Here is a 15,656-nt window from a genome sequence, read left to right on the forward strand (position 1 = left end):
GCACGTGGTCACGTGCTCGGAGCCGCCGTCCTCGCCAGCCAGTCGTACGCGGCCTCGGCCGTGAACTCCCGCTGCCCGCCCCGGAACAGCAGCCCCGCCGTGGCGAACGCGGGATCGTCGGACTGCGCGGCCACGTACGGGATCGCGATGCAGCGCATCCCCGCGGCATACGCGGCCGCGGCTCCAGGGATCGCGTCCTCCATCACCGTGCAGTGCGCGGGCATCGCGCCGAGCCTGCACGCCGCCTCCAGGAACACGTCGGGTGCGGGCTTGCCGTGGGCGACCTCGTCCGCCGAGACGTAGATCCTGAGCTGTGCGGCCAGGCCCGTACCCGACAGGACCGCGTCGATGGCCTCGGGCGACGATCCGGACGCGACGGCCATCGGGACCCCCTCGTCGTGCAGCCGCTCCACGAACTTCCGCATCTGCGGATAGACCTGCGTGCCGGCGCGCGCGAGCGCCAGATAGCGGGTGTTCATCTCTGTGAGCAGCGCCGCCACCGGGGCCTGGATGCCGTACTTCTGGCGCAGGATCTCGATGGTCTCCTGGGTGCTGATGCCGACGTACGACTCGTGTTCCTGCCAGGTGAAGTCCGGGACGCCGTGCTCGGCGAGGGTGCGCCGGCACGCCTCGAAGTAGTTCGGCTCGCTGTCCACGAGGGTTCCGTCGAGGTCGAGGACGACCGCGGTGCTGCCCAGGGTGCTCATGCGCTCCAGGATGCCAAGGCCGCGGTCACCGGCGCTCGGCCACGGCCCGGCCGATCGCCTCGACGAGCGGCAGGACCCGGTGCGGCACCCGCTCGCGCAGCGCGACCTCGGTACGGGTGCGGACCACGCCGGGCAGCCGGTTGAGCTGCTGGATGATGTCCTCCAGATGGCCGTTGTCGCGGGCCGCCACGCGGGTCAGGAGGTCTCCGCCGCCGGTGATCGAGAAAGCCTCGATGATCTCCGGCACGCCGGCGAGCGCGTCGCCCACGTCTTCGAGATGGCCCTGCGTGACCTCGATGTGGACGAACGCGAGGACCGGGTGCCCGAGCGCCGTGGGGGAGAGGGCCGGGCCGGTGCCGGTGATCACGCCGTCGCGCTCCAGCCGGTCGAGCCGCGCCTGGAGCGTGCCGCGGGCCACGCCGAGGATGCGGGCGTACTCGCGCACACTCGTACGCGGCTGCTCCAGGAGGAGACGCAGGATGCGGGTGTCCAACTCGTCCACGGCCATGGGCTGCGGCCTCCTTCGCGGGGCGGTGATCGCCGGACGACTGTACCAATGGTCCAGTGGATCCGGGATTGTGCGGGCCGGCGGAGCACGCCGGGGGGAGCAGCCCGGGATCCGGTGCGGGATCCGGTGCGGGGTCCTGTCGAGAGGGGGTCGGTCACGAGATATCTTGATGTCGAGCAATGTTGCAGACGAGAGACGCAGACTGTGGAGCGGAGCACCCGGTGACTGACTCGACCATCATCTATACGCACACCGACGAGGCCCCGGCCCTCGCGACGTATTCGTTCCTGCCCGTGGTCGAGGCCTACGCCTCGACCGCCGGCGTCAGTGTGGAGAGCCGCGACATCTCGCTGGCCGGGCGGATCATCGCCAGCTTCCCGGAGCGCCTCGAGGAGGGGCAGCGCATCGACGACGCGCTCGCCGAGCTCGGCGAGCTGGCCAAGACGCCCGGCGCGAACATCATCAAGCTGCCGAACATCTCGGCCTCCATCCCGCAGCTGAAGGCGGCCATCGCCGAGCTGCAGGGCCAGGGCTACGCGCTGCCGGACTACCCGGACGACCCGCAGACGGACGAGGACAAGGACGTCCGCGCCCGTTACGACAAGGTCAAGGGCAGCGCCGTCAACCCGGTCCTGCGCGAGGGCAACTCCGACCGCCGCGCCCCCGCGTCGGTCAAGAACTACGCCAAGGCGCACCCCCACCGCATGGGCAAGTGGACGCCGGAGTCGAAGACCAACGTCGCCACCATGGGCGCCAACGACTTCCGTTCCACCGAGAAGTCCGCGGTCATCGCCGAGCCCGGCACCCTGCGCATCGAGCTGGCGGCCGCCGACGGCACCACCACCGTCCTGCGCGAGTCCGTACCGGTCCTCGCGGGCGAGGTCGTCGACGCCTCCGTCCTGCGCGTCGCCGCCCTGCGTGAGTTCCTCACCGCGCAGATCGCCAAGGCCAAGGCCGAGGGCGTGCTGTTCTCCGTGCACCTGAAGGCCACGATGATGAAGGTCTCCGACCCGATCATCTTCGGCCACGTCGTGCGCGCCTTCTTCCCGAAGACCTTCGCGAAGTACGGCGAGGCGCTCGTCGCCGCCGGCCTGTCCCCGAACGACGGCCTCGGCACCATCCTCAAGGGCCTGGACTCCGTGCCCCACCTGGGCGCCGAGATCAAGGCGTCCTTCGAGGCCGAGATCGCCGAGGGCCCCGCCCTCGCCATGGTCGACTCCGACAAGGGCATCACCAACCTGCACGTACCGTCCGACGTCATCGTCGACGCGTCCATGCCGGCCATGATCCGCACCTCCGGCCACATGTGGGGCCCGGACGGCGAGGAGGCCGACACCCTCGCGGTGCTGCCCGACAGCAGCTACTCCGGCGTGTACCAGGTCGTCCTCGACGACTGCCGCGCCAACGGCGCCTTCGACCCGTCGACCATGGGCTCGGTGCCGAACGTCGGCCTCATGGCGCAGAAGGCCGAGGAGTACGGCAGCCACGACAAGACCTTCGAGATCCACGCCGCGGGCACCGTCCGCCTCGTGGACGCCGCGGGCAACGTGGTCCTGGAGCAGGAGGTCGCCGAGGGCGACATCTTCCGCGCCTGCCAGACCAAGGACCTGCCGATCCAGGACTGGGTCAAGCTCGCCGTCACCCGCGCCCGCGCGACCGGCAACCCGGCCGTGTTCTGGCTCGACGAGGGCCGCGCGCACGACGCCACGCTCATCGAGAAGGTCAAGACGTACCTGGCCGACCACGACACCGAGGGCCTGGACATCAAGATCCTGTCCCCGGTCGAGGCCACCGCGTTCTCCCTGGAGCGCATCCGCCGCGGCGAGGACACCATCTCCGTCACCGGCAACGTCCTGCGCGACTACCTGACCGACCTCTTCCCGATCCTCGAGCTGGGCACGAGCGCGAAGATGCTCTCCGTCGTCCCGCTGATGAACGGCGGCGGTCTGTTCGAGACGGGCGCCGGCGGCTCCGCCCCGAAGCACGTCCAGCAGCTCGTCAAGGAGAACTACCTGCGCTGGGACAGCCTCGGTGAGTTCCTCGCCCTCGCCGTCTCCTTCGAGCACCTCGCGACCACCACGGGCAACGCCCGCGCCAAGGTCCTGGGCGACACCCTCGACCGCGCGACCGGCACCTTCCTCAACGAGGACAAGTCGCCGAGCCGCAAGCTGGGCGGCATCGACAACCGCGGCAGCCACTTCTACCTCGCCCTGTACTGGGCGCAGGAGCTGGCCAAGCAGACCGACGACGCCCAGCTCGCCGAGGCGTTCGCGCCGCTCGCCAAGACCCTCGGCGAGCAGGAGCAGACGATCGTCGACGAGCTGATCGCGGTCCAGGGCAACCCGGCCGACATCGGCGGCTACTACCAGCCCGACGCCGCCAAGGCCGCGGCGATCATGCGCCCGTCGGCCACGTTCAACCAGGCCATCGCGTCGCTCGCCTGAGCACTTCAGGCAGCACTCCCGGTGTGACACGTTCCGCCCCGGTCGGCACCAGCCGACCGGGGCGGTCCCGTATCCGAGGTACGGGTGACTACGTGGCCGCCTCCGAGGCGCGCCGGTAGCGCAGCAGCTCGACCCCGTTCCCGAACGTCCGGCTCTGCACCAGCCGGAGCGGGACCCTGCGGCCCGACGCCGGGAACAGCGGCTTCCCGCCCCCGATCAGCACCGGATTGACGAACAGGCGGTACTCGTCGACCAGGTCGTGCTCCATGAAGGCCGCCGCGAGACCGGCCCCGCCGAGCGCCATGTCCCCGCCGGGCCGCTCCTTCAGCGCCAGGATGTCCTCCACGACGAGGTCCCGCACGATCGTCGTGTTCCAGTCGGTGTTCTCCAGCGTTCTGGAGAACACGATCTTCGGCATGTTCCGCCAGATGGCGGCGAACTCGGCCGTCCACTCGCTGCAGTCCGGGTCGGCGTCGGCGGTCGGCCAGACCGACAGCATCAGCTCGTGGGTGACCCGCCCGTCCAGGAAGGCGCTCATCGCCCCGAGCTCCGCGTTCAAGTACCGGTGCATCTCCTCGTCGACCAGATGCCAGCTGATGTCCCGGTCCGGTCCCTCGATATAGCCGTCGAGGGACACCGACATGCCCAGAACGATGTCTCGCATCCCAACTCACTCATTTCTCGAGGTGGTTGTGGCCGGGCGGATCACTGCCGCCGGTCATCCTTCAACCGTATGAGGGTGCGCGGCGCATTGGGCGTGCGACAGGGGTAGACCTGGGAGGCACGGGATTTCGCGCGAGGATTTCACGCCCCTGGACTCAGAGCTCCAGTACGGCCGCCAGCCGCCGCCACTGCTCCCGGGGAAGGCCGGCCCGGTCCTCGCCCGAGGCCAGCACCTGGATGGCGACGTGGTCCGCGCCCGCGTCCAGGAAGGCGTCGATCCGCTCGCGCACCCGCTGCTCGTCACCCCAGCCGAAGAGGGCGTCGACGAGCCGGTCGCTGCCGCCGTTCGCGAAGTCGTCCTCGGTGAACCCGAGACGCAGCCAGCTGTTGGTGTAGTTGGCCAGCTGCAGATAGAGCGCGAGCATCTCGCGGGCGGTCGCCCGGGCGCGGTCCGGGTCGGCCTCCAGGACCACGGTGAACTCCGGTGCGAGCAGCGGCCCCTGGCCGAGCGCCTCACGGGCCTGCGCGGTGTGCTCCGGGGTGACCAGATACGGGTGGGCGCCGGCGGCTCGGTCCCGGGAGAGCTCCAGCATGCGCGGGCCGAGCGCGGCCAACACGCGGCGGTCGGCCGGGATCCCCGCGGCGTCCAGCGCGTCGAGGTAGTCGACCATGGCGCCGTACGGACGCTTGTACTGCGCGGTGAGCTTCGCGTGGCTCACGCCGAGGCCGAGCAGGAACCGGCCGGGGTGGGCGGCCTCCAGGGCGGCCCAGCGGTCGGTGGTCTCCCGCGCCTCGTGCTGCCAGATGCTGAGGATGCCGGTCGCGACGGTGATCTTCGAGGTGGCCTCGATCAGCGGGGCGGCGTGTTCGATGCCACTGCTGCCGCCGAGCCAGAGCGCGCCGTAGCCGAGCTGCTCCAACTCCGCTGCGGTTTCGGCGAGTTCGGCCGCCCGGGCAGGGTCCGGGTCGCGCAGCCCGGAGTTCCACAGGCCGTACCTGCCGATCGCAGATGCCTGCGTGCTGCTGCTGTCGCTGAGGCTCATGAGCTGTCTCCCGATGCCAGGTGGATCAATGTTCGACGTCTGCCGCAACCCTCGTAGGTGATCTTGTATTCCGCGTGATGTATGCGATGTGCCTGACGTGGGTGATCGAGTTCGGCACCCTCCCCGGATCAACCCGCCTTGATCATGGCGGCGCACTTCTCGCCGATCATCATCGTCGTGATGCACGGATTGACGGCAGGCAGGAACGGCATGACCGACGCGTCGGCCACCCGCAGCCCGCTGACCCCCTTGACCCGCAGCTGCGGGTCGAGCGGAGAGTCCGCGTCGGACGCCGAGCCCATCCGGACCGTTCCCGCCGGGTGATACACCGTGTTGTGGGTCTCCTTGATGTAGGAGAACAGCTCGTCGTCGGACTGAGCGGCCGGGCCCGGGGCGAGCTCGGCACCCGCCCACGCGGCCATCGGCGCCTGCGCCGTGATCTCCCGCGCGAGCCGAAGCCCGTGGATCATCACCCGGATGTCGTGCTCATCCGTGAAGTACCGCGGGTCGACCCTGGGCTTGTCACGGAAGTCGCGGGTGCGCAGCCGCACCGTGCCCATGGACCGGGCCCGGGTGACGTTCGGCGTGAGACAGAACGCGTTGTCCGTCGTCGGGTAGCCGCGCCGGTACGTGTTCATGTCGAAGGGCACCGAGCCGTAGTGGAACATCAAGTCGGGCCGGTCCAGGCCTGGTTCGGTTCCGGCGAAGATGCCGATCTCCCACCACTGGGTGGACCTCGTGACCATGGGCTGCTTCGCCTCCCACATGATCACACCCTCCGGATGGTCCTGGAGATGCGAGCCGACCCCGGGGGAGTCCACCCGCACGTCGACGCCGCAGTCGCGCAGATCCCCGGCCGGGCCGATGCCCGACAGCATCAGCAGCTTCGGCGAGTCGATGGCCCCGCAGCTCACGATGACTTCACGCCGCGCCGCGACCGAGCCGCTGTGAATGGTGTCGGGCTCCAAGTAATCGACACCGGTGCAGCGATTGCTGTCGTCGAACCGCAGCAACCTGGCCTGGAGCCCGGTACGGATCTCCAGATTCGGCCGGCTGTCGAGAATCGGATGGAGATACGACACGGACGCGGACGAACGGGTGCCGTCCTCGCGGGCGTTGATCTGGAACCAGTGCGCGCCGCGCACCACCGTGGAGCCGGTGTTGAACGGCGTGGTCGGAATGCCCGCGTCGGCGCAGGCGGCCAACAGGGCCCTGCCGCACGGGTCGTTGGGCGGGATCGTGCGGATGGTGACGGGGCCGGAGCGGCCATGGTGGTCCCCGGGCGCGTCGTTGGTCTCCAGGCGCTGGTAGAGCGGGTAGCAGTCCGCGGCGCTCCACCCCGTACAGCCCAGCGCCCCCCACTCGTCGAGATCCTCGGCCGGCGCCCAGAACGCGATGCAGGAGTTGTGCGACGAGCAGCCGCCGAGGACCTTGGCGCGGGCGTGCCGCAGGAAGCTGTTGCCGTTCTCCTGCGGCTCCACCGGGTAATCCCAGTCGTAACCGGACTCCAGCAGGGCCATCCACCGCTCGAGCCGCAGGATGCTGTCGTCGCCGACGTCGGAGGGACCGGCTTCCAGCACGCAGACAGTGACGGCCGGGTCCTCGCTCAGCCGCGCGGCCACGACCGCCCCGGCCGTACCACCGCCGACCACCACGTAATCGAACTCGTCCACCTCTGCTGCTCCTTCTCGATTCAGGCTCCGCCGTGTGCCGGTGCGGGCTCCGGCGGTTCTCCGACGGCGTGTTCGGCGATCACGCCGGTCTTCTTGCGCTGCACGAACCAGTAGTAGGCGAAGCCCGAGGCCGCGACGACGCCGACGAACAGGACGCCGCCCCATCGCAGATACCAGTGCTGGGGTCCGGTGGCGTTGTAGACCGCGGCGCGCGGCCACAGCAGGTTGACCGACATCGCGGCGCCCCAGAGCACCGCCAGGATGTTGACCGGCAGGCCGAAGCGGCCCAGTGAGAAGTAGCCGGACGCGGGCGTCCACTCGCCGCGCAGCCGCTGTACCAGCATGGGCCCCGTGACCAGCAGATACGCGATGTAGATCATGATGATGGCGATGCTGGTGACAACCGAGAAGATCTGCGGTTGTTTGATGTTGACGACGAGGATGGCGATCGCCACGATCCCGATCAGGCACGTGGCGACCACCGGTGTCTTGAACCGCGGGCTGATCCTGGCCAGTTTGGAGCCGGCCGGCAGGTTGTTGTCACGGGCCATCGCGAACGCCAATCGCAGGCCGGCGGTCTGTACGGACAAGGCGCACACGGTGATGGCGATGACGACGCACCACAGCACGGCCTGGCCGACCGTCTCGCCGAGCGTGGCCTTCACCACGTACTGCAGACCGTCCACCGACAGCTCTTCGGCCAGGCAGCGTCAGCTGGTACGCGAGGGCCACGGCGGCCAGCGACACCATGGTCGCGATCGTCATCATCCAGCCCGCCAGCCAGCCGATGTGCGGACCGCCCGTGTGCTTGGCCCAGTTGTAGACCGACCCCGCCACGGGGAAGCGCGCCGCGAGTTCACAGAAGCTCAGCGCCACCATCAGCTGCCCGATGAAGACCATCGGCCACGACCACCAGTAGGCCGGCCCGCCGAAGCCGACGCCGAAGTAGAACAGCTGGAAGGTGCCCGTCAGGATGGAGATGTAACTGATTCCGGCGGCGAAGGTGTGGAAATTGCCGAGGGTGCGCTTGAGTCCGGGCTTGTAGCCCAGCTCCGTGAGCGCGGCGTCCTGGTCGTGAGTACTCGCGGCGTGACCAGGTCCATCAGGCGGAAGGTCCGGCATCGCCGTTCTCCTCTCCCGTGCAGGTGGTGGCGTGCCCAGGACTCACTCGAACCACCGCTGCGGCCGTGGCGCGGTGTTACGCCAGATGTGCTTGGCCTCCTGATACTCCGCGAGGCCGGTCGGGCCCAGCTCCCGGCCGACGCCGGACTGCTTCATACCGCCCCACTCGGCCTGCGGTACGTACGGGTGGAAGTCGTTGATCCATACGGTCCCGGCGTTCAGCAGGGACGCGACCCGCTCGGCTCGCTCGGCGTTCTGCGTCCAGACCGCTCCGGTCAGGCCGTAGACGGTGTCATTCGCGAGGGCGACCGCCTCGGCCTCGTCGCGGAACCGCTCGACGGTCAGGACCGGGCCGAAGGATTCGTCGCGCACCACCGACATGCCCGGGGTGCACTCGGTGAGGACGGTCGGCGGATAGTAGTAACCGTCCCGCAGCGCCGGGCCCTCGGGCCGGACGCCACCGCAGCGCAGCACCGCACCCTCCGCAACACCCGCGGCCACATATGCCTCGACCTTGTCGCGGTGGGCGGCGGAGATCAGCGGACCCGTGCGGGCATCCTCGTCGAACGGGCCGCCCATCGGGATCGCCCGGGCCCGCGCCACCAGGTCCTCGACGAACCTGTCGTGCAGCTCGTCCTGGACGAGCAGCCGCGCCCCGGCCGAACAGACCTGACCGGAGTGCAGGAACACGGCCATCAGGGCGTAGTCGACAGCCGACTCGTAGTCGGCGTCGCCGAACACGATGTTGGGGTTCTTGCCGCCGAGCTCCAGAGCCACCTTCTTCACGGTGGCCGCGGCCGCGGCCATGATGCGCCGTCCCGTGACGAGACCACCGGTGAACGACACCATGTCGACCCGAGGGTCCTCGGTGAGCGGTGCTCCCGCGTCCGGACCGGTGCCCAGGACGAGATTGGCGACCCCGTCGGGCAGTCCGGCCTCGGCCAGCAGCCGCATCAGGATGATCGCGGTGTGGGGAGTGAGCTCGCTGGGCTTGAGGACGAAGGTGTTGCCCGCGCCGAGCGCGGGGGCGACCTTCCATGCGGTCTGCAGCAGCGGATAGTTCCAGGGAGTGATCAGCGCGCACACGCCGACCGGCACGTGCACCACTCGGCTGTCCACGCCGGGGTTGCCGGTGTCGACGATCCGGTCGGTGCCGCCGGAGGCCACCAGATTGCCGAAGTAGCGGAAGCAGTTGGCGATGTCGTCCATGTCGTATGCGCTCTCCACGAGCCGTTTCCCGGTGTCCAGGGATTCGGCGCGGGCGAGTGCGTCCTTGTCACGCTCGAGGAGGGCGGCCACACGCAGCAGCAGCGCGCCGCGCTCGGCGGCCGGTGTGGCGGGCCAGGGTCCGCGGTCGAAGGCTTCACGGGCCGCGGCGACCGCCGCCGCCGCGTCCTGCGGACCCGCCTCGTCGACCGTGGCGACCAGCGTGCCGTCGGCCGGGCAGCGGATCTCGCGTACCCGCCCGTCGACGGCAGCGATCCACCTGCCACCGATGAACAGCTCAGGCATGCAGACTCCTCTGGGTCGGACGTTCGATCCAGCTCCCGAGCACGATCGGTCCTCCGACCCTGCTCCCGAGCACGCGGTGTGGTTCTCCACTGACCGACAGTAAGTACGCAGCGTCGTCTGTGCAGCACCGCGGGGGCCAGCGGTGAGATGAGGGGCATCCCGTTGCCGGGCACCCACCGACGCCGGAGTGCGGCGACGTCGGAAGGGGAGATCGCGGGACGAGAACCGGGCGGAAAGGTGGCCACGGCAAGAGAGGTTCCGTCGGGTGGTGGCAGGCGCGACCACCCGACGGTGCGCGTGCCACGTCAGGGAAGTCAGCAGGTTCCAGTGGGGCCGGCTCGCGGACGTCGTCGGCGCCGACCAGCCGGGCCCCGTCATGTCGATGATGCCGATCTTCATGATCGGCGTGGTCCGTTGGTCCCCTCCCGGCTGACGCGCGGAGCCTTTGACTGGGCCATTGGCCCAAGGCTTTCGCCTGCTGTTGATCCATAGGCCCTTGAGGTGCTGTGATGTTCCCGTCGATGGCGCTGCGGGATCTCCGCGGCGCCTTTTTCATGCGGAGTTCCGCGGTGACGCGGAAAGGGTGGGTGGCTGTGCTGAAGAGGGTGTTCGTGGCTCCGGATCCGGGGCGGCTGCGGCTGCGCTTCGCGGCCCGTGGCGTCCTCGGTATCAGCCTTGCGGTGGCCCTGTGCGGGCTCGCCGGACACTCCCTCGTCGCGGCCATCACCGGTGGCCTGGCCGCGCTGCTCGCCCTGTTCACGGTGACCGACGCGACGGTGCGCGGACAGGCTGTGACGACCGCGCTGCTCCCGGCCGTCGGCCTCCCGTTGCTCGGGCTCGCGGCCGTGCTGCACGACGTGCCCGTCGCCCGTGACCTGGCGTTCCTCGCGGTTGTGGGCGCCGGCGTGTACGCGCGGCGGTGGGGGCCGCGCGGGCACTCCCTCGGCGTGTTCGCGTTCATGACCTTCTTCGCCGCGCAGTTCCTGCACACCGTGCCGGACCAGCTCCCCGAGCTGTACGCGGCCGTACTCCTCTCGCTCGCCGCCGCGTCCGTCGTGCGGTTCGGCCTGTGGTGCTACGAGCGCCGGCTGCCGGCGCCCGCGGCGGTGGCGGCGCCCACCGGCGGGAGCCGGCTCGCGCGCATCACGACGCGGCAGGCCGTGCAGGCGACCGTGGGCGCCGGCTTCGCGCTCGCCGCCGGTCAGGTGCTGTCCGACCAGCGGTGGTACTGGGCCGTGGGCGCCACGTGGTGGGTGTTCGTGAACACGACGTCCCGCGGGGAGACCGTTGTACGCGGATTCCGGCGGTTCCTCGGCACGGTGCTCGGCATCGTGCTCGGCTTCGCCGTAGCCGTGCCGCTGCACGACCAGCCGGTCGCGGCCGCGGTGATCGTCGCGCTCAGCGTGTTCGGGATCTTCTACACCGCCGCTGTCTCGTACACGTGGATGATGCTCGCCGTCACCGTCATGGCGAGCATGCTGTACGGGCTGCTCGGCGTGCTCGACCCGGCGCTGCTCGCCCTGCGGGTCGGCGAGACCGCCGTCGGGGCGCTCGGCGCCGTGCTCGCGGTGCTCCTCGTGCTGCCGGTGACCACGCACTCCGTCACCGACGCGTGGGTCGAGCGGGCCCTGCGCTGCGTCCACGCCTGCACCGCCGAGGCCGCCGCCCGGCTCGCGGGCTCACCGACGGCCGACCCGACCCGGCGCGTGGCCGAACTGGAGTCGATCCTCGGCAGGGTGCGGCTCTCGCTCGCGCCGCTGGTGCATCCGTTCAGCCCGATGCGGGCGCGGATGGGCCGGGCCCGGCACGTACTCGCGCTGCTCGACGACTGTGCGCGCGAGGTGCGCGGGCTCGCCTCCGTCGTCGCCGACCCGGAGGCCTCGCACGACGCCCGGCTCGCCGCGGCCTGCTGGCGCGTGGAGACCGCCGTCGAGGCGCTCACGGACACGTCGGCGGGCGGGGCGCGTCGCCAGACCGAATCCGCGACGCTGCCGCAGCTCGTCGAGGGCGAACCCGTGCTCGCCCATCTCCACGCCCTGGAGCAGGCACTGCTCGAACTCGCCGTCCCGCTGCGCGGATCCAACCGGGTCGCGGTCGGCGCCTGAGCCCTCGCGGCTCCGGCCCACCGGAAGGGCGCGCGCTGGATATTTCACGCCCCTGTAGTGCTCTTCGCGCTCCCCACTGGTCGGGGTCTGATCACGCGTACGGTCGCGGCCCAATGGCACTCGTCCCACCTGCGGCAACGCCCCGCGAGCCGGACGGCCCGGCGCGGCCCGGGGCGGATGCGCCTGTCACGTAGACGACGGATCGGCCCCCGGATGGGTGACGCAGCGGCATCATGTGGACGCACGGAGTGCGCGGCCCCGCGGGAGGGCCCGCGGCCGGGGACCCCCTGGGAGTGCGCCATGCCCGATACACCACAGCGAACCGACGGTCCCGCCGGCTGGCTGGACCGAGCCGAGGCAAGAGACGGAGCCGCGGCGTGGGACGGAGCCGAGGCCAGGAATCGAGCCCAGGCAAGGGATGTTGGCGCGGCGCGGGACGGAGTCGCGAGCGGAGACGGAGCCATCGCCTGGGGCGGAGGCTTCCAGGAGCGGCACGATCGCTGCCCGGAAGGCGCCGCCCGCCGTCAGCCCTCCGCCCCCGCCGGCATCGGCCACCCCCGCCGCCCCAACCCCCGTAACCCAGCCCCCTGCACCCCAGAACTCTGGCCCGCCGCATCCGACTTCATCCGCGCCCACCACGCCGAGGAGCGGCTCGGCGACCCGACCCCCCGCCTGGCGGAGGCATACGCCGAGATCGCGGAGACAGGAACGTATCGCCACACCGAGCGCGAGCTCACCTTCGGGGCCCGCGTCGCCTGGCGGAACGCCAACCGCTGCATCGGCCGCCTCTACTGGAACTCCCTGCACGTCCGTGACCGCCGCCACCTCACCGCCGCCGAGGACATCGCGGCCGCCTGCACCGACCATCTGCGCGGGGCCTCCCAGGGTGGCCGCATCCGCCCCCTGATCACCGTCTTCGCACCCGACGCGCCGGACCGCCCCGGACCGCGCATCTGGAACGAACAGCTCATCCGGTACGCGGGGTACGTGCAGCGCGACGGCCGTGTCGTCGGCGACCCGCGCAACGAGGGCCTCACCGCGCTCGCCCGGCGCCTCGGCTGGCGCGGCGGCGACGGCACCCCCTTCGACGTACTGCCCCTGATCGTCCAGGGCACCGACGACAAGCCGCGCTGCTTCGATCTGCCGCCCGACGCGGTCCTCGAAGTCCCCATCGAGCACGAGGACCACGACTGGTGGGCCGGGCTGCGCCTGCGCTGGCACGCCGTGCCCGCCCTGTCCACGATGTGCCTGGAGATCGGCGGGATCTGCTACCAGGCCGCCCCCTTCAACGGCTGGTACATGGGCACCGAGATAGGCGCCCGCAACCTCGCCGACACCGACCGCTACGACCTCCTGCCGCGTATCGCGGAACGTCTCGGCCTCGACACCACCAGCGACCGCTCCCTGTGGAAGGACCGCGCCCTCGTCGAGCTGAACCGCGCCGTCCTGTACTCGTTCGACCGCGCCGGCGTCACCGTCACGGACCATCACACCGAGTCCCGGCGCTTCCTCACCCACCTCGACCGCGAGGAGCGCAAGGGCCGCACGGTCGGCGCCGACTGGTCCTGGATCGTGCCGCCGATCTCCGGCTCGGCCACCCCCGTCTTCCACCGCACGTACGACACCACGGAGCGCACGCCGGCGTACGTACAGCATCCCGAGGCACTCGCCAGGGCGTCCGGCGACTTCCTGGTCTAGACCCGCTGCTACCGTCGGCCGCACGAACGGCGAGCACCGGGCTCACCGTGCATGCGGCGCAAGGGGATTCGCGTGGGCGACAGGCAGGGCGGACGGGCGTACATCGGATCCTTCACCGCCGCGGGAGGCTCCGGGATCCTCACCGCGTCCGTCCACATGGACAGCGGCTCACTCACCGTGCTCAGCGCCATCGACACGCTTCCCGACCCCTCGTACCTCGCGCTCTCGCCCGCGCGCGACATCCTCTACGCGGTGAGCGAGACCGCCGAGGGGGCCGTCGCCGCGTTCCGCACCGGGGACGGCAAGCCGGAACCCGCCGGGCGCGGTGTGCTCGTCCGCGGCTCGGGCCCCACCCACCTCGCCCTGTACGACGGCCATGTACTCACCGCCAACTACGGCTCCGGCAGCGTCACTTCGGTACGGCTGCGCGCCGACGGCACCCTCGACGGCGAGTCCGCCGACGTGCTGCGCCACGAGGGTTCGGGCACGCATCCCCAGCGCCAGCAGGGCCCGCACGCCCACCAGGTGACGACGGACCCCAGCGGCCGCTGGGCCGTCAGCGTGGACCTCGGCACCGACTCCGTGCGGGTCTGCTCGATGCGGGGCGGGCGCCTGGACGTGCACCGCGAGGTCGCCCTGCGGCCCGGCTCGGGACCGCGCCACCTCGCCTTCCACCCGCGCGGCGACCGCGCCTACATCCTGAACGAGCTCACGCCGACCGTCACCGTCTGCCACTGGGACGCCGACGGCGGCGCCCTGCAGCCGCTCGGCGAGACCTCCGTGCTGCCGGACGCGCCGCACGGCGACGCGTTCCCGTCCGAGGCCGTCGTATCGCCCGACGGGCGCTTCCTGTGGACCGCCACACGCGGCGCGAACGTCATCTCCGTCCTCGCCCTCGACGCCACCGGAGACCGGCCGACGCTGCGCGCCACCGTCTCCTGCGGCGGCGACTGGCCGCGCGACCTGGCCCTGCACCCCTCGGGCCGCTTCCTGTACGCGGCGAACGAGCGGTCCGGCGACGTGACGTGGTTCTCCGTGGACCGCGAGACAGGCCTCCCGCGCCGCAGCGGCTCCATCGAGGCGCCCGCCGCGTCCTGCGTGATCTTCGGCTGAGACCGTTCCCGAGCGGGTACGGCGACGGGCCCGACCCCACCGGGGTTCGGGCCCGTCGCCAGTGCCTGTGTACGGTCCGGGTCCGCTAGAGGACCGGCGCGCCCTGAGGCTGCTGCGGGGCGATGCCCAGCGCCGTCGTGTACTTCGACAGGGCCAGCTTGCCGATCGCCGGGTAGGCGCCCAGCGACTCGGCGGACGCGCAGCCCGCCTCGTTCGCCGCTCCTTCGAGGAGGCTGGCGTCTATCTCCGGGCCGATCAGGTACGGGGCGAGCGCCAGCTGCTGCGAGCCGGATCCGCGCAGCTGCTCGGCGGTCGCCGCGATGGCGCCCTCCTCGTCGAGCGCGGCCGCCATGACCGGCACCGCGAGGCGCGCGGCCAGGAGCATGCCGGTGATCCCGGCCGCCTGGACGGCCTCGTCGCCGCCGACCGAGGCGAGGATGATGCCGTCGGCGGCGGTCGCCACCGTGAACAGCCGGGCGCGGTCGGCACGGGCCAGGCCCGCCTCCGACAGACGCACGTGCAGGCCCTCCGCGAGCAGCGGGTGCGGGCCGAGGACATCCGTCAGCTCGGCGGCCGTACGGCTGTCGATCACGGCCTGCCGGATGCGGCGCGTGAGCGCGCTGTCCGGGCCCGCGAGCAGGGGCACGACCACGGCGACCGGTCCGTCGGGCTCCGCGACGTCGGCGCCCGCGGCACGGGCCTGCTCGAAACGGGCGGTGCGCTCCTTCGCGGCGCGCGAGAGCACGGCCCGCAGGGAGGGGAACTCGGCGAACGCCGAGGCCTCGGCGGCCTCCGAGTCGTCACCGTCGAGGTATCCGATGCGGGCGTCGAGGCCCGGCAGCTCGGAGCGGGCGATGCTGACGACCTCTTCGGCGAGGCTGCGCGAGGCGTTGCTGGGCGTGCCGGGCACCGCGAGGACGAGTGCGGGTGCGCCCTCGGGGGCGGCCACGGGTTCCGGGCGGCGGTGCCGACCGGGCTGACGGGGTCGCGGCATTCGTACAGGCAGGCCGGATGCAGGCCCAGTGGGGGAGCTCATGCCGCCGCATGCTACTGGCTCACGGGTCTCCG

The 15,656-nt window shown here is 71.3% G+C and carries 12 protein-coding genes and 1 pseudogene; 5 read left to right on the top strand and 8 right to left on the bottom strand.

The window, feature by feature from the left end; translation table 11 throughout:
• Positions 1-8: 8 nt before the first annotated feature.
• Both OHA58_RS32395 and OHA58_RS32400 read right to left on the bottom strand, forming a co-directional pair.
• On the bottom strand, positions 9-707 hold the full coding sequence (locus OHA58_RS32395; RefSeq protein ID WP_405483151.1) for an HAD family hydrolase: 699 nt from the start codon (positions 705-707) through the stop codon (positions 9-11).
• A gap of 25 nt (positions 708-732) precedes the next feature.
• The gene (locus tag OHA58_RS32400; protein ID WP_405483153.1) at positions 733-1,215 is read right to left on the bottom strand and encodes an Lrp/AsnC family transcriptional regulator; all 483 of its coding nucleotides are present in this window, start codon (positions 1,213-1,215) and stop codon (positions 733-735) included.
• A gap of 221 nt (positions 1,216-1,436) precedes the next feature.
• On the opposite strand from OHA58_RS32400, the gene OHA58_RS32405 reads away from it, so the two are divergent.
• A complete protein-coding gene (locus OHA58_RS32405) occupies positions 1,437-3,659 on the top strand; it encodes an NADP-dependent isocitrate dehydrogenase (RefSeq protein WP_405483155.1) in 2,223 nt (740 codons plus the stop codon).
• A gap of 88 nt (positions 3,660-3,747) precedes the next feature.
• Here OHA58_RS32405 and OHA58_RS32410 read toward each other — a convergent pair whose 3' ends face one another.
• From OHA58_RS32410 to OHA58_RS32430, 5 genes and pseudogenes are all read right to left on the bottom strand, one after another.
• Positions 3,748-4,323 (bottom strand): dihydrofolate reductase family protein, encoded by a 576-nt coding sequence (locus OHA58_RS32410; RefSeq protein ID WP_405483157.1) that lies wholly within the window; start codon positions 4,321-4,323, stop codon positions 3,748-3,750.
• 154 nt (positions 4,324-4,477) lie between these two features.
• A complete protein-coding gene (locus OHA58_RS32415) occupies positions 4,478-5,365 on the bottom strand; it encodes an LLM class F420-dependent oxidoreductase (RefSeq protein WP_405483159.1) in 888 nt (295 codons plus the stop codon).
• A 128-nt stretch (positions 5,366-5,493) separates the two neighbouring features.
• Positions 5,494-7,038, bottom strand: a complete 1,545-nt coding sequence (locus OHA58_RS32420) for a GMC family oxidoreductase (protein ID WP_405483161.1) — start codon at positions 7,036-7,038, stop codon at positions 5,494-5,496.
• Between the two features lie 20 nt (positions 7,039-7,058).
• A pseudogene (locus tag OHA58_RS32425) lies at positions 7,059-8,160 on the bottom strand (APC family permease).
• A 42-nt stretch (positions 8,161-8,202) separates the two neighbouring features.
• Positions 8,203-9,672, bottom strand: coding sequence for an aldehyde dehydrogenase family protein (locus OHA58_RS32430; RefSeq protein WP_405483163.1), 1,470 nt, complete (start codon positions 9,670-9,672; stop codon positions 8,203-8,205).
• 268 nt (positions 9,673-9,940) lie between these two features.
• Between OHA58_RS32430 and OHA58_RS32435 the strand changes: the two genes are divergently transcribed.
• The 4 genes from OHA58_RS32435 (at position 9,941) to OHA58_RS32450 (ending at position 14,588) form a co-directional block, all read left to right on the top strand.
• Positions 9,941-10,105 (top strand): hypothetical protein, encoded by a 165-nt coding sequence (locus OHA58_RS32435; RefSeq protein ID WP_405485438.1) that lies wholly within the window; start codon positions 9,941-9,943, stop codon positions 10,103-10,105.
• Between the two features lie 160 nt (positions 10,106-10,265).
• Positions 10,266-11,777, top strand: coding sequence for an FUSC family protein (locus OHA58_RS32440; protein ID WP_405483165.1), 1,512 nt, complete (start codon positions 10,266-10,268; stop codon positions 11,775-11,777).
• A gap of 300 nt (positions 11,778-12,077) precedes the next feature.
• Positions 12,078-13,475 (top strand): nitric oxide synthase oxygenase, encoded by a 1,398-nt coding sequence (locus OHA58_RS32445; RefSeq protein ID WP_405483166.1) that lies wholly within the window; start codon positions 12,078-12,080, stop codon positions 13,473-13,475.
• A gap of 51 nt (positions 13,476-13,526) precedes the next feature.
• On the top strand, positions 13,527-14,588 hold the full coding sequence (locus OHA58_RS32450; RefSeq protein ID WP_405483168.1) for a lactonase family protein: 1,062 nt from the start codon (positions 13,527-13,529) through the stop codon (positions 14,586-14,588).
• Positions 14,589-14,673: 85 nt separating this feature from the next.
• On the opposite strand, the gene OHA58_RS32455 is transcribed toward OHA58_RS32450, so the two are convergent.
• Positions 14,674-15,624, bottom strand: coding sequence for a sirohydrochlorin chelatase (locus OHA58_RS32455; RefSeq protein WP_405483170.1), 951 nt, complete (start codon positions 15,622-15,624; stop codon positions 14,674-14,676).
• Positions 15,625-15,656 lie beyond the last annotated feature (32 nt).

This window comes from Streptomyces sp. NBC_00009 (assembly GCF_045040855.1).
Taxonomy (GTDB): domain Bacteria; phylum Actinomycetota; class Actinomycetes; order Streptomycetales; family Streptomycetaceae; genus Streptomyces; species Streptomyces aureus.

Coding starts and splice junctions, on each gene's coding strand:
- OHA58_RS32450 (WP_405483168.1), top strand. CDS start 13,527: ATGCGGCGCAAGGGGATTCGCGTGGGCGACAGGCAGGGCGGACGGGCG.
- OHA58_RS32445 (WP_405483166.1), top strand. CDS start 12,078: ATGCCCGATACACCACAGCGAACCGACGGTCCCGCCGGCTGGCTGGAC.
- OHA58_RS32415 (WP_405483159.1), bottom strand. CDS start 5,365: ATGAGCCTCAGCGACAGCAGCAGCACGCAGGCATCTGCGATCGGCAGG.
- OHA58_RS32395 (WP_405483151.1), bottom strand. CDS start 707: ATGAGCACCCTGGGCAGCACCGCGGTCGTCCTCGACCTCGACGGAACC.
- OHA58_RS32430 (WP_405483163.1), bottom strand. CDS start 9,672: ATGCCTGAGCTGTTCATCGGTGGCAGGTGGATCGCTGCCGTCGACGGG.
- OHA58_RS32400 (WP_405483153.1), bottom strand. CDS start 1,215: ATGGCCGTGGACGAGTTGGACACCCGCATCCTGCGTCTCCTCCTGGAG.
- OHA58_RS32410 (WP_405483157.1), bottom strand. CDS start 4,323: ATGCGAGACATCGTTCTGGGCATGTCGGTGTCCCTCGACGGCTATATC.
- OHA58_RS32455 (WP_405483170.1), bottom strand. CDS start 15,624: ATGAGCTCCCCCACTGGGCCTGCATCCGGCCTGCCTGTACGAATGCCG.